General features: G+C 63.9%; 19 protein-coding genes and 1 tRNA gene. 11 read left to right on the forward strand and 9 right to left on the reverse strand.

Annotated features, from left to right (window positions below):
• Position 1: 1 nt before the first annotated feature.
• Positions 2–832, forward strand: coding sequence for a P-loop NTPase family protein (locus ACYVHT_RS16470; RefSeq protein ID WP_460554209.1), 831 nt, complete (start codon positions 2–4; stop codon positions 830–832).
• Here ACYVHT_RS16470 and ACYVHT_RS16475 read toward each other — a convergent pair.
• Both ACYVHT_RS16475 and ACYVHT_RS16480 read right to left on the reverse strand, forming a co-directional pair.
• Positions 829–1494 carry a hypothetical protein gene (locus tag ACYVHT_RS16475; protein WP_460554212.1) on the reverse strand — a complete coding sequence of 222 codons (666 nt, stop codon included), beginning with the start codon at positions 1492–1494 and terminating at the stop codon, positions 829–831. The two genes, ACYVHT_RS16470 and ACYVHT_RS16475, sit on opposite strands and share 4 nt — an antisense overlap.
• Positions 1436–2518, reverse strand: a complete 1083-nt coding sequence (locus ACYVHT_RS16480) for an AAA family ATPase (protein ID WP_460554215.1) — start codon at positions 2516–2518, stop codon at positions 1436–1438. Before ACYVHT_RS16480 ends, ACYVHT_RS16475 begins: the two co-directional genes overlap by 59 nt.
• Positions 2519–2571: 53 nt before the next feature.
• Here ACYVHT_RS16480 and ACYVHT_RS16485 point away from each other — a divergent pair, with 53 nt between their 5' ends.
• Positions 2572–3933, forward strand: a complete 1362-nt coding sequence (locus ACYVHT_RS16485; protein WP_460554218.1) for a sigma-54-dependent transcriptional regulator — start codon at positions 2572–2574, stop codon at positions 3931–3933.
• Between the two features lie 103 nt (positions 3934–4036).
• Here ACYVHT_RS16485 and ACYVHT_RS16490 read toward each other — a convergent pair whose 3' ends face one another.
• Complete coding sequence (locus tag ACYVHT_RS16490) at positions 4037–4468, reverse strand: response regulator (RefSeq protein WP_460554221.1); 432 nt, start codon at positions 4466–4468, stop codon at positions 4037–4039.
• Positions 4469–4554: 86 nt separating this feature from the next.
• Positions 4555–8100, reverse strand: a complete 3546-nt coding sequence (locus ACYVHT_RS16495; protein WP_460554224.1) for a PAS domain-containing hybrid sensor histidine kinase/response regulator — start codon at positions 8098–8100, stop codon at positions 4555–4557.
• A 411-nt stretch (positions 8101–8511) separates the two neighbouring features.
• On the opposite strand from ACYVHT_RS16495, the gene ACYVHT_RS16500 reads away from it, so the two are divergent.
• The 4 genes from ACYVHT_RS16500 to ACYVHT_RS16515 all read left to right on the forward strand — a co-directional run bounded on the left by ACYVHT_RS16500 (position 8512) and on the right by ACYVHT_RS16515 (position 14580).
• Complete coding sequence (locus ACYVHT_RS16500; RefSeq protein ID WP_460554227.1) at positions 8512–9957, forward strand: sensor histidine kinase; 1446 nt, start codon at positions 8512–8514, stop codon at positions 9955–9957.
• Positions 9958–10038: 81 nt separating this feature from the next.
• A complete protein-coding gene (locus ACYVHT_RS16505) occupies positions 10039–10749 on the forward strand; it encodes a hypothetical protein (RefSeq protein WP_460554230.1) in 711 nt (236 codons plus the stop codon).
• Between the two features lie 108 nt (positions 10750–10857).
• Positions 10858–14190: an AsmA family protein gene (locus ACYVHT_RS16510; RefSeq protein ID WP_460554233.1), complete on the forward strand. Its 3333-nt coding sequence runs from the start codon at positions 10858–10860 to the stop codon at positions 14188–14190.
• Between the two features lie 90 nt (positions 14191–14280).
• Positions 14281–14580: a hypothetical protein gene (locus ACYVHT_RS16515; protein WP_460554236.1), complete on the forward strand. Its 300-nt coding sequence runs from the start codon at positions 14281–14283 to the stop codon at positions 14578–14580.
• Between the two features lie 97 nt (positions 14581–14677).
• Here the strand turns inward: ACYVHT_RS16515 and ACYVHT_RS16520 are convergent, their stop codons facing one another.
• From ACYVHT_RS16520 to dinB, 3 genes are all read right to left on the reverse strand, one after another.
• Entirely contained in the window at positions 14678–15328 is a 651-nt protein-coding gene (locus ACYVHT_RS16520) for an HAD family hydrolase (protein ID WP_460554239.1), read from the reverse strand.
• A 930-nt stretch (positions 15329–16258) separates the two neighbouring features.
• Complete coding sequence (locus ACYVHT_RS16525; protein WP_460554242.1) at positions 16259–18394, reverse strand: carboxy terminal-processing peptidase; 2136 nt, start codon at positions 18392–18394, stop codon at positions 16259–16261.
• 192 nt (positions 18395–18586) lie between these two features.
• Positions 18587–19690 (reverse strand): DNA polymerase IV, encoded by a 1104-nt coding sequence (dinB, locus tag ACYVHT_RS16530; protein WP_460554244.1) that lies wholly within the window; start codon positions 19688–19690, stop codon positions 18587–18589.
• A gap of 119 nt (positions 19691–19809) precedes the next feature.
• On the opposite strand from dinB, the gene ACYVHT_RS16535 reads away from it, so the two are divergent.
• Positions 19810–19885: transfer RNA gene (locus ACYVHT_RS16535), tRNA-Asp, on the forward strand.
• A gap of 529 nt (positions 19886–20414) precedes the next feature.
• Positions 20415–21182: an SGNH/GDSL hydrolase family protein gene (locus tag ACYVHT_RS16540; RefSeq protein WP_460554247.1), complete on the forward strand. Its 768-nt coding sequence runs from the start codon at positions 20415–20417 to the stop codon at positions 21180–21182.
• A 34-nt stretch (positions 21183–21216) separates the two neighbouring features.
• Here ACYVHT_RS16540 and ACYVHT_RS16545 read toward each other — a convergent pair whose 3' ends face one another.
• A complete protein-coding gene (locus tag ACYVHT_RS16545; RefSeq protein WP_460554250.1) occupies positions 21217–21858 on the reverse strand; it encodes a sce7726 family protein in 642 nt (213 codons plus the stop codon).
• Between the two features lie 42 nt (positions 21859–21900).
• A complete protein-coding gene (locus ACYVHT_RS16550) occupies positions 21901–22326 on the reverse strand; it encodes a hypothetical protein (protein ID WP_460554253.1) in 426 nt (141 codons plus the stop codon).
• Positions 22327–22792: 466 nt separating this feature from the next.
• Between ACYVHT_RS16550 and ACYVHT_RS16555 the strand changes: the two genes are divergently transcribed.
• The 3 genes from ACYVHT_RS16555 to ACYVHT_RS16565 all read left to right on the forward strand — a co-directional run bounded on the left by ACYVHT_RS16555 (position 22793) and on the right by ACYVHT_RS16565 (position 25666).
• Positions 22793–23869: a glycosyltransferase family protein gene (locus tag ACYVHT_RS16555; protein ID WP_460554255.1), complete on the forward strand. Its 1077-nt coding sequence runs from the start codon at positions 22793–22795 to the stop codon at positions 23867–23869.
• Between the two features lie 115 nt (positions 23870–23984).
• Entirely contained in the window at positions 23985–24812 is an 828-nt protein-coding gene (locus tag ACYVHT_RS16560) for a cytidylyltransferase domain-containing protein (RefSeq protein WP_460554258.1), read from the forward strand.
• Entirely contained in the window at positions 24809–25666 is an 858-nt protein-coding gene (locus tag ACYVHT_RS16565; RefSeq protein WP_460554261.1) for a transketolase, read from the forward strand. The genes ACYVHT_RS16560 and ACYVHT_RS16565 overlap by 4 nt, the downstream gene beginning before the upstream one ends.
• Positions 25667–25673: the final 7 nt, after the last annotated feature.

Raw genomic sequence — 25673 nt, forward strand, 5'->3', positions numbered from 1 at the left:
CATGACCGCCCACACCTACGCCTACCGCGACCCCATCCTGACGCTCAACAACGTCTCCATCACCCTCAACCACGAACCCATCCTGCGCGACATCAACGCCCAGGTCCTCGACGTGACGCGGCCCAACATGCGCCAGGGCCAGGTCGTGGGCTTCTACGGCCGCTCGGGCATCGGCAAGTCGGTGCTGTGCCGCATCATGGCGGGCCTCCTCGCCCCCGGCACCGGCACCGTGGCAGTGGGCCTCGCCCAGCAGCCCGTGCTGCCCGGCATGGTGGGCTTCGTGCAGCAACGCTACCCCCTCTTCGACCACCGCACCCTGCACGACAACCTGCTGGTGGCCGCCCAGCGCAAGCACGCCCCCGCCGACGCCCGCCAGCACGTCGACGCCTACCTCGAACGCTTCGGCCTGGCCCCGCACCGGCGCAAGTACCCGGCCCTGCTCTCGGGCGGACAGCGCCAGCGGGCGGCCATCGCCCAGCAGCTGCTCTGCTCCGACCACCTCATCCTGCTCGATGAGCCCTTCTCGGGCCTCGACGTGGCCATTATTGACGAAGTGAAACGAATAATCGTCGAAGTCACCACCATGGACGAGCTGAACACCGTCATCATCGTCTCGCACGACATCGTGACCACCACCGCCCTGGCCGACCGCCTCTGGCTGCTCGGCTACGAGCACGACGCGGCCGGGGCCCTCGTGCCGGGCGCCACCATCAGCCCCCAGCACCAATACAACCTGGCCGAAATGGGCCTCGCCTGGCACGAAAACGTCGAAGCCGAACCCGAATTCGCCCAGTTCGTCGAGCACATTAAGAATGAGATTCGGAGGAGTTAAACCGCCCGCGTTACTTCCCGCATGCGCCAAGCAGGAGCTTGACGGTTGGATAGATTGTAGAGCGTGAATGGTAGGCCCCACCGATTTAATGCGGCGGAAAGTCGCTGGTCTAAGGTCGTTTTAAGTTGCTGATTAACCAGTCGGCGTAGCGTGCGCTTGCTACCAATATCAGGCACCAACGTTTCAGGCGGTTCAACTAAAAACAAAATGACTTCAATAGCAGGATGCCGGCTTAAACAGGCCATCGGGCGCAACGAATCATCTCCCAGCCTTTCGGCCAGTGTCAGCCCAGCCATTGTACCAATTGTTTTTAGTAGTACGGTTTCGTAAAGTTCGGTTTCACGGTCACCTTTCGCCATAGTGCGTAGCCGGTCATCCTTCACTTCGATAAACTGTAGCTGCTTGGATTCGCCCGGCAAGCGGCAGACAATATCCATTGCCCGGATGCCTTGCGCCGTCTTCTTTGTCTTTTCGCCAAGAATAATGCCCCGATAAAATCCTGCTGGCTCGAATGCTAGCGTATCTTCCTCTTGGTCATATTTCACCACTTCCCAATCCGACGGAAAATCAAAAGCTAATCCTCTGCCGCTTTCCTTATTCCATTCAATTATTGTCGGCATGGCGCTGCTGGTCTTCTCGAACGAAAATTTCTTCCAGCGCATCTGCCTGCTCCAATTCCACTTCCAGTGCTACTATATCTGGCAGGTATTCGAAATTACCAGTTGTAACAATTCGCGTAGCTTCGCCCGGCGCGGCATTCAACCCAAAATATTTTATTGGTAATGGTTCCGCATCTTTCTCCCGCGATAGAATATGAAATTCCTTCAGCAGACTCATGCTGTGCGTAGCCAAGATTATTTGGAATCCTTGACGAGCTAATTCGACTAGAATAGCCGCAAGCTTCCGTAGCAATGCTGGATTTAGATTAGCTTCTGGTTCATCCCAAAAAAGTGTGCTTTGTGCTGTCAGGCTTCCGTTACTTAATAAGCGTTGTAACGTTCCAAACTTGCGCAATCCCTCCGCCACTAAGTTTATATCCATTGGTTTTTGCTTAGCAAAAGCTAAATAAAAACGACTTCCCTCAGCTTCTACTTCTCCACCTAATTCTTGCGTTAATTTGGCTAATACATTAGCCGCTGCTGGTTTTTTGAGTGGCAAATGGTCCAATTGCTCCAGCAAGTCTAGGTAAGTTTCATCAAGTGGCAAACGAAGCTGGTTGGAAGCAGGTCTCATCCAGCTTAATGTAAGAATTTCTTTAGCTGGAATAAAAACTGGTGTAGCATTAGCCTTGCTAACTTCACCTGCTGCTGTTGAAGGTGTAAGAGAAAGTTTTGATTCTGTAGAGATACTGGGAGATAACATGAGTTGTCCCGGACTCAAACGCTCATCATCTAATTCGTATTGAATAAAGGCCTGGGGTTCGGCTGCTTGGCGCCTAATCAATTCACTAACATCAGCAGGAGTTGGCCGAAAAATCTCTTGTAGAGAAGTTAGCGGTGAATCTAGGCTTATTCCATTCCAGTTTTGCAAACGGTTTGTCAGGCTACGCAATACCGCATATCCTAGCTTTAACACGTGGCTTTTGCCTGTCCCATTGGTGCCAACAATTACATTCAGCCCAGGCACAAACTCAAAGTCGGCCTCAGCAAAAACGGTAAAATTTCTAATCAGAAGGCGCTTTAGCATATCCCAAAACTACACCGTAATTGCGGCTTAATCCAGTCACCGCTCCATAACCCATGCCCACCGGTACCCTGCTCATCATCGACGACGAAGCGCGCTTGCGCCAGCTGCTGGCCCAGGTGCTGGAGCTGGAAGGCTACACCGTGCTGCAAGCCCCCGACGCCCACCGCGGCCTGGAGCTGCTCCAGCAACACGCCGCCGACATCCTGCTCGTGCTCTCCGACGTGAAGCTGCCCGATGCCAACGGCGTCGACCTGCTGCCCCGCTTCAAAGCCGCCGCCCCCGATGCCGAAGTGGTGCTGCTCACCGCCTTCGGCACCATCCCCGATGGCGTGAAGGCCATGAAGCTCGGCGCGTTCGACTACCTCACCAAGGGCGATTTTGAGCAGCAACTGGTGGTCGTCGTCGACCGCGCCGCCGAAAAAGCCCGCCTCCGCCAGCGCGTCACCGAGCTGGAGCGCCGCGTGGGCCAGCAGTACCGCTTCGAGTCCATGATTGGCGACTCGCCCGAGCTGCGGCGCGTGCAGCAGCTGGCCCGCCAGGTAGCCCCCACCGACAGCACCGTGCTGCTCGAAGGCCCCACCGGCAGCGGCAAGGAGCTGTTTGCCCAGGCCATCCACCAGGCCAGCGGGCGGCAAGGCAAGGCCTTCGTGGCCGTCAATTGCAGCGCCTTCCCCAAAGATTTGCTCGAATCCGAGCTGTTTGGCTACAAGAAAGGCGCCTTCACCGGCGCGCTGGCCGACAAGAAGGGCCTGTTGGAAGAAGCCAACGGCGGCACCCTGTTTCTGGACGAAATCGGCGAGCTGGAGCTCAACGTGCAGGCCAAGTTCCTGCGCGTGCTCGAAAGCCAGAGCTTCACCAAGCTCGGCGACACCAAGCCCACCAAGGTCAACATCCGCCTGGTAGCCGCCACCAACCGCAACCTCAAGCAGGAAGCCGCCGAAGGCCGCTTCCGCCCCGATTTATACTACCGCCTCTCGGTCTTCACCATCCTCGTCCCCAGCCTCAAAGACCGGCCCACCGATGTGCCGCCGCTGGCCAACTATTTCCTCCAGCACTTCGCCGCCCGCCTCAGCAAGCGCCTGCCCGGCCTCTCGGCGGAGGCATTGGATATGCTGCAGCGCTACCCCTGGCCCGGCAATGTGCGCGAGCTGAAAAACGTGCTGGAACGGGCCGCCATTCTGGCGCCGAATGGGGAGTTATTGTCGGCTGATTATTTGCCCGATGAGTTCCACGCGCTGGGCCGCCCGGTTCGGCCCGGCGCGGATGCCGCCGACGAAAGCCTGCGGGCGCTGGAAGCGCGGCACATCGGCAAGCTGATGGGCGAGCTGGAGGGCAACAAGCCCGACGTGGCGAAAAAGCTGGGCATCGGCCTGACGACGCTGTACCGCAAGCTGGAAGAGTACGGGCTGGCCTAACCAGCGCGAGTTTAGCGCAGCGGAACTCCTACCGGGCCATGACGGAGAGGCTGCGCCTGAGCTTGCGCGTGGCGCAGCCCGCAAGGGACACGGGCGGGCGTTGCTATTCCTTGATATTCGTCAGCAAATCCAGCAGCTGGCACAGGTGCGATTCCTCGTAGGGCTTGGTGAGGCAGGCGTTCATGCCGGCGGCCCGGTAGGCATCCCGCTCGCTCTCGATGCCACTGGCCGTGAGCGCAATGATGGGCACACTGGCGTGAAATTCATCGGGGTGCTGGCGAATGGCCCGGGTCACCTCCACCCCGCTCAGGCCGGGCATGCGGATGTCGAGCAGGGCCGCGTCGAATTCGTGCTGCTGCAGCTGCACCAGCGCATCGTGTCCGTCGTTCACGGCGTACACATCCACCCCCCAGTTTTCCAGGATAATCATGGCAATGCGCTGATTGACCAGGTTGTCTTCGGCCAACAGCACCCGCAGGCCACTCATCCCCTCATACGAGGTGATTTCGGGGTTGATGCTTAATAGTTTTTCCACAGTAGAAGATGATTAGTTTGAGCTACAGTATGAATATAACACTTTTTTCAGACTGCCTCCGCCTCGGCCCGGGTGCGGGCGGCCTGCTATAGGCGGCCGGTCAAATCGAGCAGCAGCTGGCAGAGGGCGGCTTCCTCGTAGGGCTTGGTGAGGCAGGCATTCATGCCGGCGGCCAGGTAGATGGCGCGGTCGGCTTCGAAGGCGTTGGCGGTGAGGGCGATGATGGGAATGGCGGCCCGGCCGGCATGGGCGTAGCGGCGAATGGCCTGCGTGACTTCGACCCCGCTCAGGCCCGGCATCCGGATGTCGAGCAGGGCGGCATCGAACGACTGGGCCTGCAGCGCCACCAGGGCATCGGTGCCGTTGCCCACGGCCGTCACCAGCACGCCCCAATGCTCGAGCACGGCTATGGCAATGCGCTGATTCACGGGGTTGTCTTCGGCCAGCAGCACGCGCAGATTGCGCAGGCCCTCGTAGGTGGCAGCCGGTGGCACAGGCACGTGGGTGGCCGCTTCCAGCGCGCGCGGCAACGCCAGCCGAAACGAAAACGTGGTGCCCTGCCCCACTTCGCTGCACAGGCGCAGCACGCCGCCCATCTGCTGCACCAGCTGCCCGCTGATGGACAGCCCCAGGCCCGTTCCCCCGAAGCGCAGGCTGGTTTCGGGGCTGGCCTGGGCAAAGGCATCGAAGATGTGCTGCTGCTCTTCGGGCGCGATGCCGATGCCCGTGTCCTGCACCCAGAAGCGCAGCACCAGCCGCTCGGGCCCCTCCTCCACCACCGCAGCCCCGAGCCGGACGCTGCCGCGCTCGGTGAACTTGATGGCGTTGGAGAGCAGGTTGAGCAGCACCTGGTGCAGCCGGTAGGCATCGCCCACCACGCGGGGGGCGGCGGTGCGCAGGGGGGCCACTTCCAGCCCCAGCCCCTTCTCGGCAGCCAGCGCGGCCACGGTGTGCCCGGCCCCCTGCAGCACCACGGCCAGGTCGAAGGGCTCGTGGCTGAGCTGCAGGTGCCGGGTAGTGATTTTGGCCATGTCGAGCACGTCGTTCACCAGGGCCAGCAGGTGCTGGCCGGCGTGCTGCATGGTGTTGAGGTATTCCTGCTGCGCGGCCGTGAGGAGCGTTTTTTGCAGCAGGGCAGCCATGCCCAGCACGCCGTTGAGCGGCGTGCGGATTTCGTGGCTCATCCGGGCCAGGAAGGCTTCCTTGGCCAGGGCATTTTCTTCGGCCTCCTGCTTGGCCTGCTGCAGGGCTTTCCGGGCCAGAATGCCGTCGGTCACGTCGTAGCCCGAGGCCACCACGTAGGACGGGTAGCCCTCCTCCGATACCAGGTAGGTGTAGTATTGCAGGTAGCGGTGCTCGCCGGCGCTGGTTCGCACGGTCACGATGCGGGGCTGCGCCTGCAGGGGCTTCTCGCCGTCGAGGTAGGCCTGCAGGGCGGCGTGGTGCTGCGGGGGCAGGGCCTCGCGCAGCGGGCGGCCCACCAGCCGGGCGGCCGGCAGCCCCAGCAGCCGCTCGATGGCCGGATTCACGGACAGCACCTTGCCCTGCAAGTCGTGCGTGCAAATGAGGGCCTGAGAGTAGTACACCAGGTCGTGGTACTGCTTTTCGCGGCGCTCCAGCTCGTGGCGGGCCTTTTTTACGTCCGTGATGTCGGTGCTGATGGTGAGAATGCCCAGCTGGCCATCGGTGCGCAGCAGGGGCCGCTTGTGCACCTGGTAGTAGAGCGTTTCGCCGGTGGCCAGCGTGAACGGCATTTCCCGGGTATGGGGCTGCTGCGAATCGCGCACGCTGGCATTCAGCTGGCGCATCTGCTGCATCTCCTCCTGCACGGCGGCCGGGGCCCCCACGGCCTGCCAGTGCAGGCTGTGCCCAATCATGTCGGTATAAGCCTGGTTGGCAAACGAGACGGAGTTGTCGGGGTCCACCATGTAGAGCACGTTGGGCAGGGCATCGAGAATCTGGCGCACAAAATCCTGCTGCACCTGCAGCATCCGCTGCACCTGCTGCTGCAGCTTCTCGGCCGTGTAGCGAGCCGTGATGTCGATGCCCGAGCCCACCACCAGCCGCAGGGTGCCGGTGGCATCATACACCGGCCGCAGGTGCCGCAGCATCAGCTGCGGGCGCTGCTGGCGGTCGGTGCGCATTTCCTCCCAGGTCACGTCGGAGCGGGTACGCACGGCCAGGTCGAAGTATTGCTGGCGCTGCTCGGCAAGGCCGCTGGGGTGCTGCTGCTGGCGCAGGTAGAAGTATTCGGCGCTGCTGAGCCCGATGATTTGCTGGCGCACCACGGGGTCAGATATCGAGGAGGGGTTGACGAACAGAAAGCGGTGCTCGGCATCGAACACGGCCACGTCCACCGGCAGCAGGTTCAGGATGGACTCGTAGAACTCCTGCTGCCGGGCCAGCTGCTCCTCGGTTCGCTTCCGCTCCGTGATGTCGGCGCCCGAGCAAATCATCAGCCGCTGGCCATCGGCCGCCCGGATGGGCTGGAAGCGCATCAGGTAATTCCGGACCTCGCCGTGCTTCAGCAGGGTTTCTTCCCACACCACTTCCCGCTGCTCGCGCAGGCTCTGGGCAAACGCCGCGCTGCGCTGCTGCAGCACCTCGGCCGGCCGCTGGCGGCGGCGGCCGGCTTCGTCGCTGGTTCTGCCAATCATCCAGGCGCGCAGGGCGGGGTCGGGCTCGATGACGGGGTTCAGGTACAGGTAGCGGTGCCCGGCATCGAAGAGGGCCACGGCCGTGGGCACCTGCTCCAGAATGCTTTCATAGAAATACTGCTGCCGAACGAGCCGCTGCTCGGCTTGGTAGCGCGCCGTGATGTTGGTGAGGTAGAGCGTGGCGTAGGTTTCGCCGGGCACGGCCACGGCCGTGCACAGGTAGTGCTGCCCGGCCACGGCCAGCTCCTGCTGGTGCTGCGCCGGGGTGCGCAGGGCCGCCTGCACCAGGGCCAGCAGGCGCGGGGGCAGGCCCGGCAGCTCCTCGCCGGGGGCGTGCTGCAGCGGGGCCGCCGCCGGGTTGGCATACACCACCGCGCCGGCCGCCGTGAGCCGCAGAATGGGGTTGGGATTTTGCTGGGGAATGTAGGAGAGCGTCCGAATCTCGGCATCGCGGCGGTGGCGCCCGGTCACGTCGCGGTAGCAAATCAGGCGGCCGGCGCGGGCCGTGTCCAGCACCAGGTAGTCGAGCTCCACCACCCGCCCATCGGCCAGGGCAAAGGCTTCCTGGAGCACGGTCTGGCCGGCCGCGTTCAGGGCGTGAGCGCGGGCCCTGAACGCGGCCGGGTCCAGAAAGGCATCGTCGATGTAAACGGCGGCGTAGGGAATGGGCGGGCCGCCCTCGGCCGGGCCCGCCACCGGCGGCAGCCCGAACAGCTCCCAGAAATGCTGGTTCACGAACTGAATCTGCCCGTGCTCATCTACCAGCACCAGGCCCACCTGCAGGTTTTGCACCAGGGCCGCGAGCTGCACCTGCTGGCGCTGCGCGTGGCGGGCCAGGTCGGCCTGCTCCTGCTCCAGCGCGGCAATGCGGGCCTCGGCCGCCGCCAGGGCGGCTTCGGCCTGCTGGCGGCGGGTCCGTTCCGCGTCGAGCGGCGCGGTCCAGTCAGCATCGGGGCTAGCGGCAGCAGTCGGCATGGCCAGGGAGCGTGGGAAGCGGCCAGTGGCGCGCCGGCAGCGGGAGCTGCTGGTCGCCACCAGCCATGAAAGGGATGTTCAGGTGCTCCAAAGTACTGAGGTTTTTTCGGCGACCATCGACCATAACCAGAGTGTAATCAAGATAATCAACACTTTCCATATAATTATCCTACCCCGCCGGCCGGTGGGCCGTAATTCCGGCCGCCCGGGCGCGATTCATGCGGCAGCCGTGCCCGCAGGCCCATGCCTAGCTTTGGCCCCGGGCACGGCCCGCGGCCGTTCAGCCACGCAAAAATCTGCTGGCCCGCGGCGTCATTTGCGCATTAAATATCATGCTTTGCGCCCGGTCAACGCCCAGGCCGGGCGCAAAGTTTGTGCCGGCAGCGCTGCGGCCGGCCCAGTTTCCCTGCCATGTCCCTCAAACTCAAGATTCGCCTGAGCGTGTTCCTGTTGCTGCTGCTGCTGCTGGGGCTGGGCGGCTACGCGTTTTTCACCATCAGCTACCTCGAGCACGGGGCCCACGGCATCGAGCAGCACGACTTCAACCTGGCGCGCACCACGGTGCTGGCCTTTCTGGGCGCGGGCACGGCCGTGGGCATCACCATGATGGTGCGCCTGCCGCGCATTGTGGTGCGCCCGCTGCGCCGCCTCACCGTCGACATGGAGCGCGTGGCCGGCCCCGGCCCCGCCACCCGCGTGGCCGTGGGCCGGCGCGATGAGGTGGGCACCATTGCCGCCGCCGTGAACCGGGTGCTGAGCCAGGCCCAGGACGAGCGCCGCCTCACCCTGGCCGAGCTGTTTACGGAGCGCAACCGCATGGAAAGTCTGGTAAAAAGCCTCGACGAAGGCCTGCTGCTGCTGGACGAGCAGCGCACCATTGTGCTGGCCAACCCCGTAGCCTGCGACCTGCTGGGCCTGCCGGCCAAGGACTTGCTGGGCAAAACCGCCGATGCCGTGGCCGCCACCAGCGAACTGCTGCGCGACCTGCTGGTGCCGCTGGCCGAAGCCAACCTGGCCGGCGATGCCGTGCCCGACCCGGTATTCACCTTTCCGCACAAGGGCGATGCGCCGCACTACCAGCTCAGCATCAGCCCCATCGAGAGCGTTGGGCCGGCCAACAAGCGGCTGCCCGCCGGCCATATTTTCTGCCTGCGCAACGTATCCGACTTCAAGAAGCTGGACGAGGTGAAATCAACCTTTCTGGCCACCATCTCGCACGAGCTGAAAACGCCGCTGGCCAGCATCAAGCTCAGCCTCATGCTGTTGCAGAACCCGCGCACCACCGATGCCGAGCGCCAGACCCTGGCCGCCGGCATTGGCGAGGAAACCCAGCGCCTGCTCCAGATGGTGGGCCAGCTCATCGAAGTGTCGCGCCTCGACGCGGGCGCGGGCATCAAGCTGGCCCTGCAGCCCGTGCGGCTGGCCGAGGTCATCGGCTACGCCAGCCAGACGGTGCAGCCCCAGCTGCAGGACAAGGAAATCCGGCTGGATGTGCTTCTGCCCGACACGCTGCCCGCCGCCCACGGCGACGTGGAAAAAACCACCTGGGTGCTCATCAACCTGCTTTCGAACGCCATTCGCTACTCGCCGCCGGGCGCGCCGCTGGTCATCCGGGCCATGCAGTGGGGCGAAATGGTGCGCGTGAGCGTGGAAGACGCCGGCCCCGGCATTCCGGCCGAGTTTCACAAGCGCATCTTCCAGCGGTTTGCGGGCGTGCCGGGGCAGGGCGGCCAGGGCAGCTCGGGGCTGGGGCTGAGCATTTCGCGCGAGTTCATTGATGCGCAGGGCGGCCAGCTGTGGGTAGAAAGCCAGCCCGGCACGGGCAGCCGGTTTCTGTTTACGCTGCCGGTGGCGTAGGCCCTTTTCGGTTGTTTGGCGCTGCCCTGCGTAAACCCGGCCGTACCTGCGGCCCCGCGCCGCTTCACTCGCCCGAGACTCATGCAAGCCCCCGCCCCTACTTTCACCGTTGAGCGCCTCACGTTTTCCACCCTCACCGAGTTGCCCAACACCTGGCAGAACCACGACTACCGCGCGCTGCTGGCCAAGATGAGCTACGACAATCCGGAGGCCATCAGCGAAGCCGAGCTGAAGGAGATGTGCCTCATGGCTTTCACCGATTTGGAGCCGCGCGAGGCCGCCGAGGTTGTGCTGGGCTATTTGTTTGCCGAAGAGCTGAGCGCCGGCCAGATTGCCAACCTGGCCCACCAGATGCTCACGGAAAAGCTCTGGGAAGAAAACCCCGAGCTGCCGCTGCACAAGGGCTTTTACCAGGCCACGCAGCTGCTGCACGATGCCTACAACGGCACGTTTCCGGCCACCAAGGCCGTGGAATTTCAGGTAAAATGCACGGCCACGAATGCCGCCGACCTGGCCGTTTTCACTCCCGGGCCGGCCGCGCCCCTGCTGCGCCTGCTGGCCCCCGGCCTGTCAGCCAAAGCCTTGATTAACCGGCTGTTTTCGGCGCAGCTGGCGGGCGATAAGTTTGAAGAAGCCGCCGCCATTCTCTGGCAATTGACCATCTCGGCGCAGTCGGCCGACGCCATTACCTTCGATGTGGTGAGCTCGGCCTACTGGCTGGAGGATTTCAAGTACGCCGATACCTACACCGCCCCCACCCACGCCGACGCAGGGGCCGCCGAGGAAGCCTAAGCGCCGGCTGCTGCTGCCCGGCTGGCATACATAAGCGGGGTTTTTCCGTATGCGGGGCTACTTTGGCACTTTAGCACGCGGTGGCCCCGCGGCGATGAACCCGGCTTTATGAAATTTTTTACCTGGCAACGCATTTTGGCATCGGTGGTGCTGCTGGGCTTGCTGGGCGGAGGCGTTGCGGTGTGGCTGCTGGGCAGCGCCTACGGCCGGCGCGTGGTGGCGCAAAAGCTGCGCCGGGCCCTCACGCACAACTCGGAGCTGGTGCTGGCACCGTTTCGGGTAGAAATGTCGCCCTGGCAGGACTTCCCGCACCTCACGGCCTCGGTGCAGCACCTGGCGCTCACCGATACCTCGTTTCAGCAGTCGGTGGAAGTGCTCCGGGTGGGCCGGGCCGATTTGCGCATCGAGCTGCTGCCGCTGCTGCGCGGCCGGCTGGCGGTGAAGCGGCTGGTTATTACCAATGTGGAGTTTCGGGAGCGCACCGACTCGCTGGGCCACTCCTGGGGCCTGCGCGGCAAGCGCCGCAAGGGCACCGGCGAGGCGCCCGGCCTGAACATGGTGCTCGACGAGCTGATTGTCAACAATTTTCGCATCAGCACCCGCAATGCGTATTCGCGCAGTGCGTTTGGCGCTTCGGCCCGGCAGGCCCGGCTCACGGCGCGGCTGCGCAATGGGGTGCTGCGCGTGGCCGGCACCATCGACGGCGAGCTGAACTACCTGCGCACCCGCGCCGGCACCCTGTTCGAGCGCGAGCCGGTGCAGGCCCGGGTGAACTACACCTACCGTTTCGCAAAGCGCGAAGGGCATCTGTGGCACACCCGCGCCACCCTCAACGGCGACACCATTCAGGTGCGCGGCACCCACCGCGTAGACCCCAATCAGCCGGTGGGCACCCTCATGAACCTGAAGTTTGTGGGCAACCAGCCGCTCACCGAAGTGCTGCGCGCCGCCCTCCCGCCCCGCCTCGAGCCCTACCTGGCCGGGGCCGTGAGCACCAGCAAGGCGCACATCCACTACAGCATCACGGGGCTGAGCGGCCCGAAGGTGAGCCCGCGCAATGTGCTCACCTTCGGGCTGCGCAACGCCAGCCTGCAGTGGCCCGACTCGGCCCGGCGCATCAGCCGCTGGGACCTGCAGGGCAGCTACGACAACGGCCCCCTGCACCGCCCCCAATCCACGGTGCTCACCCTCAGGCACTGCCGCATCTACTCGCCCGCCGGCCGGCTCGACGTGGCCCTGACGCTGCGCAACTTCCGCCGACCGTTTGTGGACGGGCAGTTTCGGGGGCGCACCACGCTGCCGGAGCTGGCGGCGGTGGTATCGCCGGGCCGGTGGCGGGCGCGCGGCGGGCTGGCCGACCTCAACGTGCACGTGCGCGGCCTGCTGCCGCCGCGCCCCGGCCAGCCGGGCTACGGCCAGGCGCAGAAAAACCTGTCGCTGCGCGGCAGCATCACCCTGCACAAGGCCTCGTTTCTGCTGCCCGTGCGCGGGGCCGACCTGGCCGACCTCAACGTGCAGGTGGGCCTCAACGACAGCCTCTGGCACCTTTCCAATGCCTCGGGCAGCCTGAACGGCATGCGGTTTCGGGCTTCGGCCACCACCACGTACCTGCTCGATTACCTCACCGACCTGCATCCCACGGCCAGCATCAGCGGGCAGTTTGCGGTGGAAGAGCTGCGCGTGGCCGAGCTGCGCAACCTGATGCGGCCGGTGCCGCGCAGCGCCAGCGAGGGCTTTGCCATGAACACCAAACGCCCGCCCCGCACCCGCACCCCTCGCAACAAAGCCCAGCTGGCGGCCACCCTGGGCAGCGAATTGATTCCGCCCGGGCTGCTGCTGAACGTGAGTCTGCGCTGCCAGCGCCTGCTGCTGGCCACCGACACCCTCAGCGACCTTGCCGTGACCGTGCGCCACGACGGCCGCCAGGTACAGCTGCTGAACCTGGCCGGCCGGGTGTGGGGCGGCGGCGTGCGCGGCAGCGTGAGCTGGCCCACCGACTCGGCCAACCGCGTGGCGCCGGTGCACTACGAGCTGGGCGTGCATTTCCGCAGCCTGAGCTACGAACAGCTGCTGGCCCGGCTGTCGCGCCCCGCCCAGCCGGCCGCCCCGCTTCCGGCGGCCCGCAACCGCGCCCGCCGGAAGCGGGGCCAGGGCGTGGCCGTGCCCGCCCTGCGCGACTTGCTGCTGGCCGCCAACGGCCAACTCGACCTCCAGATTGACCGCATTGTGCTGCCCGAAGGCGAAAGCTTGGCCGAAGTACAGCTTCGGCTGGCCAAAACCTCCACCCTGCTGCGCATGCCCTACCTGCGCTTCCGCACGCCGGAAGGCGGCTACGGCGAGGCCTCCGGCACTGCCCAGATTGAGAAGCTGCGCCTGAGCGCCGCCGATGCCGACATGACGCTGCGCTACAAAACCCTTGATGTGCAGCGCCTGCTGGGCCTCATTGCCAGCCTCACCACGCCCAGCGACTCCGTCATCACCGCCCGCGACCGGGCCCGGGCCCAGCGCCGGGCCACCCGCCGCGCCGAGCGGGTGATTGCCGCCCCCGACCACAACCCCTCGCTGTTTTCCAACGGCACGCTGAGCGCCGTGCTGCGCGTAGAAGCCGATAAAGTGAGTTACGGCGCCATCAAGGGCAGTGATTTCCGCCTGGTGTCGCACCTGCTCGATGGCCAGGCCCGCCTCGACAACTGCACCGTGGATGCCCTGCAGGGCCACATCAGCCTGAGCGGCCGTATGCTCAGCACCGCCAACCGCGCCCACCACCCCACCCGCGTGCAGCTGCAGATGCAGGATGTGCAGCTGCCCGCCCTGTTTGCGGCCACGTCGGCCATGGGCCTCAACGTGCTGGGGGCCGACAACGTGCGCGGCAGCCTGCGCGGCGTGATGGACATCCGCACCGACCTCGACGCTACCTTTCTGCCGCGCCTGCCCCAAACCGTGGGCTACCTCAAAACCGATTTTCGCGACCTGGAGCTGCTGAACGTGGAAGTGCTGATGGAGGCCCTGAAATTCATGAAAGCCGACCGCACCAGCCACCTGTTCTTCGAGCCTTTCAGCAGCGAATTCGTGCTGAACCGTAACCAGTTATTAATTCCCAAGCTGCGCCTCAACAGCAACCTCAGCAACCTGGAGGTGAGCGGAACCTATGGCCTGGGGCCGGTGGGTGCCACCAACTTGTTTATCGGCCTCAAACCCCTGCAAGCCCTGTTCGGCAACAACGACAAGCGCGTCGAGCGCATCCAGAACGGCGAGCCGGTGAGCCATTCCTCCGGCAAGCTCACCTACGTAAACCTGCGCCGCGCCGCGCCCGGCGAAAAGTATAAGGTGCGGCTTTTTCAGAAAGAAGAGCAGCGCCAGGCCGAAGCCGGCCTGCGCCAGCAGATGCACAGCCTCTTTCTCACCCAGCGCCTCGATACCACGGTGCGGGTGCTGCGGTAAACGAATGTTGTGGGGAGCTGGCGCAACCTGCGCCCTACCGTGGCGCGTAAGCAGGGGAGTTGTCTCGTTTCACTTCCTCCACCCACACCCATGAAATCCACTTCCTTTCTGGCCGCCGCGCTGCTTGCGTTGGGCCTCAGCAGCACTGCTTTCGCCCAAACCACGCCGGCCAGTAACGCCCCGGCCGATAACAACACCAGCCCCACGGCCCCGTCTAACAACCAGCCCCGCGTGGGCACCATGATGGACGGCTCCAACATTGCCAACAACCGCGACCGGCTTTCGCCCGGCACCGGCACGCCGGCAGCCCCCGCCCGCACCGCCGCCGAGCGCCAGGCCCACCGCGACCAGAAAGCGGCCCGGAAGGCCGCGAAGGGCAAGATGAAATAAGCACTCGCCTCACGCTAAACAACGCGAAGGGCCTTACCGCGGCGGAACAAGTTGTTCCGCCGCGGTAAGGCCCTTCGCGTTGCGCAGCATGACGGAATCAGATAAGCGCCTGGAAAAAAGCGTCCGTGAAGTCCGGGGCGAAGTGCAGCACGTTGGGCAGGTGTGCGAATTCGGCCTCCTCGTGGGTGGTGGTGAGCACCACGGCCTTCATGCCGGCATTGCGGGCGGCTTCGGCCCCTTTGGGCACGTCTTCGAACACGATGCAGTCGGCGGGGGCGGTGCCGAGGGCTTCGGCGGCCTTGAGGAAGGTTTCGGGGTGGGGCTTGCTCAGCACCACGTCATCGGCGCTGACGATGGCCCGGAAGTAGTGCCGGATGCCCAGGTTATCGAGCACGAAATTGATGTTGAACGGGATGGCCGCCGAGCCGATGGCCATGGGAATGCCCGCCTGGTGGGCGCGCTCCAGAAACGCCGCCAGGCCGGGCAGCAGCGCCAGGTGCGGCAGAAACTCGGTCTGGTAGCGCTTCTCTTTTTCCAGCGAAAGCGCGTCCATCTCGGCCGGCGTGAAGCGCTCCGGGCCAAACATGCGGACCAGCACCTCCTGGTTTTTGCCGTACATCTGGGGCTTCACTTCTTCCCAGGTGAAGCTGCCGCCGAGGTCGTTGTTGAACAGGTATTGCCAGGCGCGGGTGTGGTATTCCATGTCGTGAATCATGGTCCCGTTCAGGTCGAAAATGAATGCTTTCATGCGGTGTTTGGGGGATTGGTTGGGAGTTATCTGTCATCCTGAGCGCAGCGAAGGACCTTCTCACGTCAGAACGATTTGCAGTAACTCCTACCTGCAAAGGTCGCAGTATTTCCGTCGGAGCAGGCGTGAGAAGGCCCTTCGCTGCGCTCAGGATGACAAATGTCCCTCGTAGTCAGCCTCCCGGTTACCAAAACAGCCGGAACGTGCTGCCCTCCCCTATTTCGCTTTCTACTTCGATGTGGCCGCCGTTGCCCTGCACGATGTGGTTGATGAGGTAGAGGCCCCGGTGCCCTCGGTGTGGGAGTGGAAGCGGCGGAATAGCTGGGCAGCAACCGAACAAATACGCCCTTGTTGGTATAAATGGCCTGGCCGCTTTGGGCAGCAACCACTGCATCGCGCTGGCACAGGATGAACTTGCCATCGGGGCTCCAGCATTCCACCAAAACCGCACGCGTGGAAGACGCCAGCTGAACCGCGCTGTCGCCGTTAGCTTTTACTTTCCATACCGCCCCGCCCCAGTCATATGCTATCCAGCCGGTGCGGCTCCAGTCCACGGCTTCGGAAGTTATTCCATCGACCAGCAGGGTGCGCTGGCCGCTGCGCAGGTCCAGCTTGTAGAGGCCGTAGCCGGGGTTCACGCGGGCGGGGTCGGGCAGGCTGGCCACCCCGGCGGCCTCGTCGGCATTCGTGGGGTTGTAACAGCCCGAGTACCAGATGCTGCCATCGGGAATGGAGTAGTCGTAGCCCGTTCAATTCGTCGAAGGCGGATTGACCGCGCACGGCAGCTCCGGCGTTTCGGCCGGGAGTGGCAATGATGCCTCCAGAGGCCCGCACCAACTAAAAAACGCCCCCGTCGCTGGGTAGCAACGGGGGCGTTTGGTTCTTACGCCGCTTGGCGCGCATGGCAGGCGGGGGCAAGCCCCGCCCCTACTAGTTCAGCTCGTCGCCGATGACGGCCACGGCTTCGGCCAGGGCGGGGTCTTTGCGCAGGGGCTTGAGGAAGCGGGCGAGGCGCTTGGCGGCCGTGGAGTCCGAAGCCGGCTTGGCATCGGCGGCCAGGGCCGATACGTCGAGGCTGGCCAGGGCATTCTGGGCGGCGGTCTGCTGCTTGTTGAGGGCGCGGGCCTGCACCTGCTGGGCGCGGTAGGCGGCCAGGTTCAGCGAGAGGTTGGTGTCTTTGCGGCGCTCGGTGGCGCGCTGCGTGGCCTCGGCAATGAGCTTGAAGCCGGGGCTGGCGGCCACGCGGGCGGCGCTGTTGGCCTTCAGCTTGTCGAGGCTGGCGGGCAGGGTGTTGGCGGGCGTGTAGGTGGCCGGCGCAATCTCATCCCAGGGCAGCGGGTACTCCGACTCCTGCTCGCCCTTGGCGTAGGAGGTCAGCGCATCGGGCAGGGTAATGTCGGGCGTCACGCCCTTAAACTGCGTCGAGCCCCCGCTGATGCGGTAGAACTTCTGGATGGTGAGCTTGAGCGAGCCCAGCGGCTTGAGGGCGTTGGCCTGTGCGTTCACGGCGTTGTCGAGGTCGAACACCTGCTGCACCGTGCCCTTGCCGTAGGTGGTGCTGCCCATCACAATGGCGCGGTGGTAGTCCTGCATGGCGGCGGCCAGAATCTCGGAGGCCGAGGCGCTGTACTTGTTCACGAGCACCACCAGCGGGCCGCTGTACTGCACGGCGGGGTCGGTATCGGCCACGGGCTGGGCCGCGCCCCGGCTGGTTTTCACCTGCACCATGGGGCCGCTGGGCACGAAGAGGCCGCCCATGTCCACGGCGTCGCGCAGCGAGCCGCCGCCGTTGTAGCGCAGGTCGAGCACCACGCCGGCCACGTTTTCCTTCGAGAGCTTGGCCAGCTCCGCCTTCACGTCGGCGGCGCTGCTGCGCCCCCCCTTCCCGCCAAAGTCGGCGTAGAAGCCGGGCAGGTGCAGGTAGCCGTAGGTGCGCCCGCCCTGCTTGATGAGGGCCGACTGCGCGTAGGTGTCCTCAATCACCACCACGTCGCGGATAATCGGAATCACCACCGTGGCGCCATCGGGCTTGCGCACCGTGAGGCGCACCTCCGTGCCCTTCGGCCCCCGGATGAGCTTCACGGCTTTGTCGAAGCGCATGCCTTCCACGCTCACGGGCTCGGCCGCGCCCTGGGCCACGCGCAGAATGATGTCGCCCACCTTCAGCTCGCCCTGCCGGAACGAGGCCGAGCCGGCCACGATGTCCACCACTTTCAGCTTGCCTTCGTCTTCCTGCAGCTGCGCGCCCGTGCCCTCCAGCCGGCCGCTCATGGCAATGTCGAAGTTGTCGCGGGCAATGGGCGCGAGGTAGTCGGTGTGGGGGTCGTAGGTGTTGGCAATGGCGTTGGCGAAGGCCGCCAGCCGGTCATTGGCATCGGTCTGAATGAGGTCGGCGAAGTAGTCGTCGTAGTATTTCAGCACGCTCTTGCGGGCTTCGGCCTCCATCTCGGCGGGAGTCCGCACCTTGTCGGACGTAGTGGCCGGCGAGGCACCCACCTTGGTGGCGGCCAGCGGCTTGTCCTTCTTCTTTGCCTCGTCGTCCATCATTTCCGACAGGCGGGCCAGGGTCTGGTACTTCAGCATCTTGCGCCACTGGTCGCGCTGCTCGGCGGTGTTGGCGGCGTAGGTAGCCTTGGCGGGGTCGGTTTCCCAGCTTTCCTGCACCGTAAAGTCGAAGGGCTTGGCCAGAATCTCGCGGTAGAGCTTCTGAATCTCCAGCGTGCGCCTGGTGAGCAGCGCGCTGGTCACGTCCAGAAACTCGTGGGTGCCGCCGCGCAGCTCGTCGTCAATCTGCGTTTTGAAGGGACTGAGCTGGGCCACTTCCTGGGCCAGCAGCAGCTGCTTGTTCACGTCGATGCGCTTGAGGTAGGTGTCGTACACGCGCTGCGAAAACTGGTCGTCGAGCTTTTCGGGCTGGTAGTGCGCCTGCGTCAGGCCCTGGAGCATCACGCCGAGCACCACCTGGTCGCGCGGGGGCGTGCCCTGGTACACCGAGTAAGAGGCCAGCCCCAGCAGGGCCAGCACCGAAGTGGAATAGATACCGAGCTTAAATCGGGGGAATTGCATGAAGGAAGAGGCTAATTGAGAAGGAAGACCGGCCGCGTCGGCGGGCCGGACGGTAAAGATGCCGCATCCTTAACCAGAATCGCACCAGTATTTGCTCCCATAGTCGAAAAAGAACCGACCAGGGTTGCGAAAATGCCGCTATACCAGTACCCAACCGGGGCAGCGACGCATCCTTGCGCCTCGTCGCTGCACTCAAAAGCGCAGCGTCAGCTGCCGGCCCGCCGTGGCCTGCTCGTTATCGAGGTTGGAAAGCGTGATGCCCAGCAGCCGCACGCCCTTTTCCAGCGGAAACAGCCCCTCCACCAGCTCCCGGCCAATGCGCTCCAGCACCGGCTGGCTGGGCACCACGCCCACCCCGCTGCGGCTGCGGGTAATCTGCTGGAAGTCGGCAAACTTCACTTTCAGCGTCACGGTGCGGCCCCGGATGCCGCTGCGCTCACAGTACTCCCACACGTCCTCAAGCAGCGGCTGCAAGCCCGCCAGCAGCTCGGGAAACGTCGTTAAATCCTGCGCAAAGGTATTTTCCGAGCCCATGGACTTGCGCAGGCGGTCGGCCACCACGGGGCGGTGGTCCTCGGCCCGGGCAATGGCGTAGTAGTAGCGCCCGGCCTTGCCGAAGTGCTGGTGCAGCAGCTCCACCGGCTGCGTTCGCAAGTCGGCCCCGGTGAAGATGCCCAGCTGGTTCATCCGCGCCGCCGTGACCGGCCCCACGCCGTGGAACTGCCCCACCAGCAGCGCCTCCACAAAGCCCGGCCCCTGCTCGGGCCGCACCACAAACTGCCCGTTGGGCTTGCGGTAGTCCGACGCCAGCTTGGCCAGAAACTTATTGTAGGAAATGCCCGCCGAGGCCGTCAGGCCGGTTTCTTCCAGAATCCGGGCCCGGATTTCCCGCGCTATCTGGGTGGCCGAAGCCATGCCCTTCAGGTTTTCGGTCACGTCCAGGTAGGCCTCGTCCAGCGACACTGGTTCAATCAGTGGCGTATACTCCGCAAAAATGGCCCGAATCTGGCGCGACACCTCCTTGTACACCGCAAAGCGCGGCGGCACAAACAGCAGCTCCGGGCACTTGCGCAGCGCCGTAGCCGAGGGCATGGCCGAGCGCACGCCGTATTGCCGGGCCTCGTAGCTGGCCGCCGCCACCACGCCCCGGCCCTGGGCGCTGCCCACCGCCAGCGGCCGGCCGCGCAGCTCGGGGTGGTCGCGCTGCTCCACCGAAGCATAAAATGCATCCATGTCGAGGTGGATGATTTTGCGAATACTGCCGTCAGTCACCAGGTTGCTTGTTGTTCCAATCAAAGATAAAAGCCACATCCCGGCAAGCCAGAATCCGCTTGTTTGAAACATTCGCAAAAAATTATATCAACACTTGCCTTTTTATTCATAATTCTTTTGCGTACTTTTGAGGCATCAAACAATGTGGGGTGGCGGAATTGGCAGACGCGCTAGCCTATCTCGCTAGTAAAATTAGAGGTTCGAGTCCTCTCTCTACAGCACAAGTCCCGGTTGCATCTGCAACCGGGACTTTTTGCCTTATTGCCCTGGAACAAACGCAAGTCACCGTTTCTTAACTATTGATTACATGCATGTTGCCCATAACACCACGCAATAGCGCATGGGCTACCGCGTGGCAACGGCTTCCGCACTCCGCGTTGCTTCGACTGCATTCGCCCGGAAATACCTTTCTCTAACCCTGCGGTTGACGCAAGTTGCTCGGGGGGGGGTAAGCTGGTCACTCAACAACTATTACCGCAAACGCTCATTACGGAATAATCCTACTTTCGACTCATGCCCGCTGAAACAGGACGAGATGCCGGCGGTTTTGCAGGGACAGCGGCACTCTTTACAACCTAAAGAGTGGATTATGCGGTTTGCAGGCAATCAGGCCCTATTTTACGTTTTGCATGAACGAGCAGAGACCGGAAATGAAGCATTGGGGAATATCTCCCCAAACGTTTGCATCAAACACCCGCAAACGTTTGGGGAATTTCGCCCAAAACCCTTACTGGTTATAATTTACGCCATGAAATCAGCAACCCTTCTGCTGCTCGCCGCACTGCTTCGTGCCGCGCCTGCTCCCGCCCAACAACCTTCCGACGCAGCCACCGCCAAAAAAGCAGCCGACGATGCCTACCATCAGCGCCAGGAATACCTGCTGCACAACGACTGGGCTTACCTGGACCGCTACGCCGCCGCCAACCAGCGCCTGCCAGCGCCCCGGCCCGGCCGTCCCCGCGTGGTCATCATCGGCAATTCCATCACCGAGGGCTGGGTGAAGGAGGATTCGGCTTTTTTCCGGGGCAAAACCTACGAGTATGTGGGCCGGGGCATCAGCGGCCAGACCACCGGCAAAACCCTGGTGCGCTTCCGCGCCGACGTCATTGCCCTGCATCCGGCGGCCGTCGTCATTCTGGTCGGCACCAACGACATTGCCGAAAACAGCGGGCCCTACAACCCGCAAACCACGATGAACAACATCATGAGCATGTGCGAGCTGGCGCAGGCCCACGGCATTCGGGTGATAGTGGGCTCGGTGGCCCCGTCGGTTGATTTCTGGTGGCGCAAGGGCCTGCATCCGGCCCCCAAAATCCTGGCCCTCAACCAGCAGCTCCGGGCTTACGCCGACCGGCAGCACTTCGTGTATTACGACATGCACACGGCGCTCAAAGACGAGCAGAACGGCCTGAAAAAAGCCTACGGCGAAGACGGCGTCCACCCCAACCTCGCCGGCTATAAGGTGATGGAGCCGCTGCTCAACCAGGCCGTGGCTGCGGCGCTAAGGAAAAAGTAGCCTTGTTCATTTTAACGCAAAAAAGCCCGCGTCGCTACACGGCGCGGGCTTTTTTGCGCGCTGCGGGTTTCTTCTTTTTCGCCTTGGGCCGGGCCTTGCGGCGGGGCGGCAGCCGTTCGCGCTCGGCCTTGCGCTCGGCCCGCATCAGCAGGCGCTCGGGGAGGCGGGCTATCAGGCGCTCGCGCACATACTGCGCCAGCGCCGACAGCGGCACCAGCTGCGTGGTGCGCAGAAAATGGCTGATTTCGCGGCTCCGCAAGGTGCTGACGCCGGTGAGGCCCCGCGCCAGCAGAAACTGCTTCACTTCCTCCACAAAAATCAGCCGGGCCAATGAGGCCATGGCCACGGCAGCATTGTAGCTGGCGGCGCGGTGCAAGCGCAGCCCCCCGGCCGTAGCCACCTGAATGCCGACCCACGCGGGCAGCAGCGGCAGCAGCTTGGCCAGGTGCTTTTCGGTGACGATGAAGGTGACGAAATCATAGACCTCGCCGTAGCAGCGCAGCTGGTTGGCCACGCGCTGCAGGGTGTCGCCGTCGCCTTTCACCTCGTAGCCGTGCATGAAGTGCTCGGTGATGTGCACCACATCGGCCCGCGTGGTGCCGGTGGGCAGCTCATCAATACGCACGCCGCCCGAGAGCAAGGGGTAGAGCAGGGCGCGGATTTCCGGGTCGTTCATGGCAACCTCAAAGGTAACCTGGCGGCCACCGATGCCCAGCCATTAGGCCGGCACCGCCCGTTGCTGGCAGCTGCGCAGCCACGCCTCCGCTTCGGACACCTGCTGGAAAATCTGCAGCTCCAGCCCGCCCACCTGCGAGCCGCGAAAGTTGACCGTGATGGTGTCGGACAAGGAATCGGCCTGCACGACGTGCGCCACGTAGCGCAGCCCCATGGTCATGGCCTGCGGCACCCACACCCGCTCCAGCCATTCAATCGAATCGAACCAGGGGCCGCGCAGGGCCACGTTGTCGTTGAGCAGGTAGGCGCAGCGCACCCCGGCCAGCTGGCGCAGGTAGTTATCGGCGCCGCGCAGGGCCTCGTCCATGTCCACGAAGCCGCGCCAGGTGGCCCGGAGCCAGCCGTTGGCTTCGTCGAAGGAGAGCACGCAGCGACTGCCATCGGTATCGGGTAGAGAGCTGATTTGCATACTGGAATCGGTAAGTAGAAAAAGCTGCTTTCGGCGCAGTGGGGCACCTTCAGGAGAAAGCAAAAGTAAAATAACCAGCCAATAGCCGGCCCCACGCTTTATACTGATTATACCAGCTAAACTACTTACGTACTTAGCCGCACCAGCAACCGACGCTGGCCCCGGCAACCATCTTTCCCGTCCCCTGGCCCGCACTCGGGGCGCAGGTGCCGGGGGTAGCGGCGGACAATTGCCGGCCTTGCTACGGTTCGCTAAGTGCGTCAAAACCTTCGCAATTGCTTAACCACTGCTTCTTCGGGGGGTTATACCTGCGTGGTTATTTTGCCGGCTGTGCTGTACCTTGCCCCGTTCCCATGCCGTCCCGCGCACGGCCGGCCACGCTCCGAAACCAGCGGCCGCCCGGCCCGGTTATCGGGCATTCACGGGGGCGCTTTCCTGGTTCGGTCGCTTCATCTTTTCTCCCTGCATGTCCCGAAAAAAGGTTCTGTTTCTCATCGGCTCGCCCAACCAAACCACGCAGATGCACCAGATTGCGCAGCTGCTGGAAGACGAGTTCGAGCCCTACTTCAGCCAGCTTTACTACGACGGCTGGCAGCGCCCCTTCTACAAGTTCCTGCTCTGGACCCGGGGGTTGGACAAGACCATTGTCACCGGCAAAATCAAGGAGAAAGCCGATAAGTACCTGGCCGAGCACAACCTGAAAAACGATTTCGAGGCGCGCGTCTTCCACAACACCTACGACCTCATCGTGTGCTGCTCCGACGTGGTGGTGCCCTGGCCGCTGATGCGGACCACCAAAACCGTGTTTGTGCAGGAGGGCATGACCGACCCGCTCAACATCTGGGCCCGGCTGGTGAAGCGCTTTACGCGCTACCCCATTCTGGCCATCGGCACGGCGCTCAACGGCATGAACAACTGCTGCGACATCTACTGCGTGGCCTCGCAGGGCTACGCCGAGCACTTCGCCCGCGTGGGCGTGGATGCCGACAAGCTGCAGGTGACGGGCATTCCCAACTTCGACAACATTGAGCAGGTGCGGCACAACGACTTCCCGCACCACGGCTACGTGCTGGTGGCCACCTCCGACCTGCGCGAAACCTTCACGCCTGAAAACCGGCCCAAGTTCATCCGGGAGTGCGTGCGCATTGCCAATGGCCGGCCGCTGGCCTTCAAGCTGCACCCCAACGAAACCCTGCCCCGCGCCGTGGACGAAATCCGGGCCAACGCCCCGGCCGATACCCTGATTTTCACCGAAGGCAACACCGACCACATGATTGCCAACTGCGTGGAGCTCATCACCCAATACTCCACTGTGGTGTACGTGGGCCTGGCGCTGGGCAAGCCCGTGCACTCCTATTTCGATGTGGACGACCTCCGGCGCAAGCTGCCGTGGCAAAACGGCGGCACCTCGGCCCGGCGCATTGCGGCCATCTGCCGGGGCTACAGCCGGTTTGAGGGGAGCGGCCCTGCTTTCCTCAGGCAGTACGACCCGGAATCCTTTGCCCGGGCCGAGCCGGCGGGCAGCTCGCTGGCCGTGCACTAGGCTATTTTTTTGTAGTTAGCAGTGAGGCAGATACCAATTATTTCCGGGTATTTTCTCACTTTTCAAGAGTATTCCGCATCGTTTCCCGACTACCGGATATTGCCAACCCAACCCCATGGTCGCACCCAGGATTCTAACCGTTGTGCAAGCCCGCATGGGCTCTTCGCGCCTGCCGGGCAAAGTGCTCATGCCGCTGGCGGGCCAGCCCCTCCTCGTTCGGATGGTGGAGCGGGTGCAGCGCGCCCGCCTGGCCGGCACCGTGGTCGTGGCCACCACCACCGACCCCGCCGATGATGCCATTGCGGAGCTGTGCGCTGCCCACGGCCTGAACTGCTTTCGCGGCGATGCCCTCGATTTGCTGGACCGCCACTACCAGGCCGCCCGCCACTACGGGGCCGACGTGGTGCTGAAAATCCCCTCCGACTGCCCGCTCATCGACCCGGCTGTTATTGACGAAGTGGTGGGCTTTTACCTGGACTTCGCCGAGCGCTACGATTTCGTGAGCAACCTGCACCCCGCCACCTTCCCCGATGGCAACGACGTGGAGGTGATGCCCTTCGCGATGCTGGAAACGGCCTGGCGCGAAGCCCGGCGGCCGCTGGAGCGCGAGCACACCACCCCGTTCTTCTGGGAAAATCCGGCCCGCTTCCACCTCGGCAACGTGACCTGGGACGCTAGGCAGGACTTTTCGATGAGCCACCGCTGGACCATCGACTACCCCGAAGACTATTCCTTCATCAGCGCCGTTTATGACGCGCTCTATCCCGCTAAGCCCGGTTTTGGGCTGAGTGACATCCTGGAATTGCTGGCCCGGCGCCCCGACATTGCCCGGCTCAACGCCCACCTGGCGGGCGTGAACTGGTACCGCAACCACCTCGACGAGCTCAAGACCGTGGACTTGTCGCAAACCAAACAGCTTCGCCCTTCTCCCTCTTCTTTATGACCGATTCCAAACGTCAAGAGCTGTCCGACCGCGCCCTGAAAGTGCGCGAGCACATCGTGCGCCTCAGCACCGACGGCGGCTGCTTCACCGGCGCCTCGCTGAGCTGCGCCGACCTGCTGGTGTACCTCTACAGCGACCTGCTGAACGTGCGGCCCGACAACCTGCAGGACCCCACCCGCGACTACCTGTTTCTGAGCAAAGGCCACGACGTGCCCGCCCTCTACGGCACTTTCGTGGAGCTGGGCTTTATCGACAAAGCCCGCCTCGACCAGCACCTGAGCACCGACGACCACATCTACTGGCACCCCAACCGCAACGTGCCGGGCGTGGAGTTCCACTCGGGCTCGCTCGGCCACCTGCCCAGCGTGGCCCTGGGCGTGGCCATGGACTGCAAGCTGCGCGGCCAGGACAACAAGGTCATCGTCATCACCGGCGACGGCGAGCTGAACGAGGGCACCGTGTGGGAAAGCCTGCTGGTGGCCAGCGCCCACAAAGTCAACAACCTGACGCTGGTGGTCGACCGCAACCACTTCCAGGCCAACGTGGCCACCGAAGACCTGATTCCGCTGGAGCCGCTGGCGCCCAAGTTCGAAGCCTTCGGCTGCGAAGTGCGGCGCATCGACGGTCACGACTTCACGCAGCTGGAAGAAGCGTTTTCGGCCCTCCCCTTCTCCGCTACCAAGCCTTCCGTCATCATCTGCGACACGGTGCGCGGCCGCGGCCTGCCCAGCATCGAAGCCCGGGCCGACCGGTGGTTCTGCAACTTCTCGGCCGAGGAGGTGGAGGAGCTGCTGCGCGAGCTGCACAGCCAGGTTGCTACCACGCTCACCAGCGAAACGCTGACGGTACGGTAGAAGTAGC

The organism is Hymenobacter daeguensis (genome assembly GCF_054780555.1).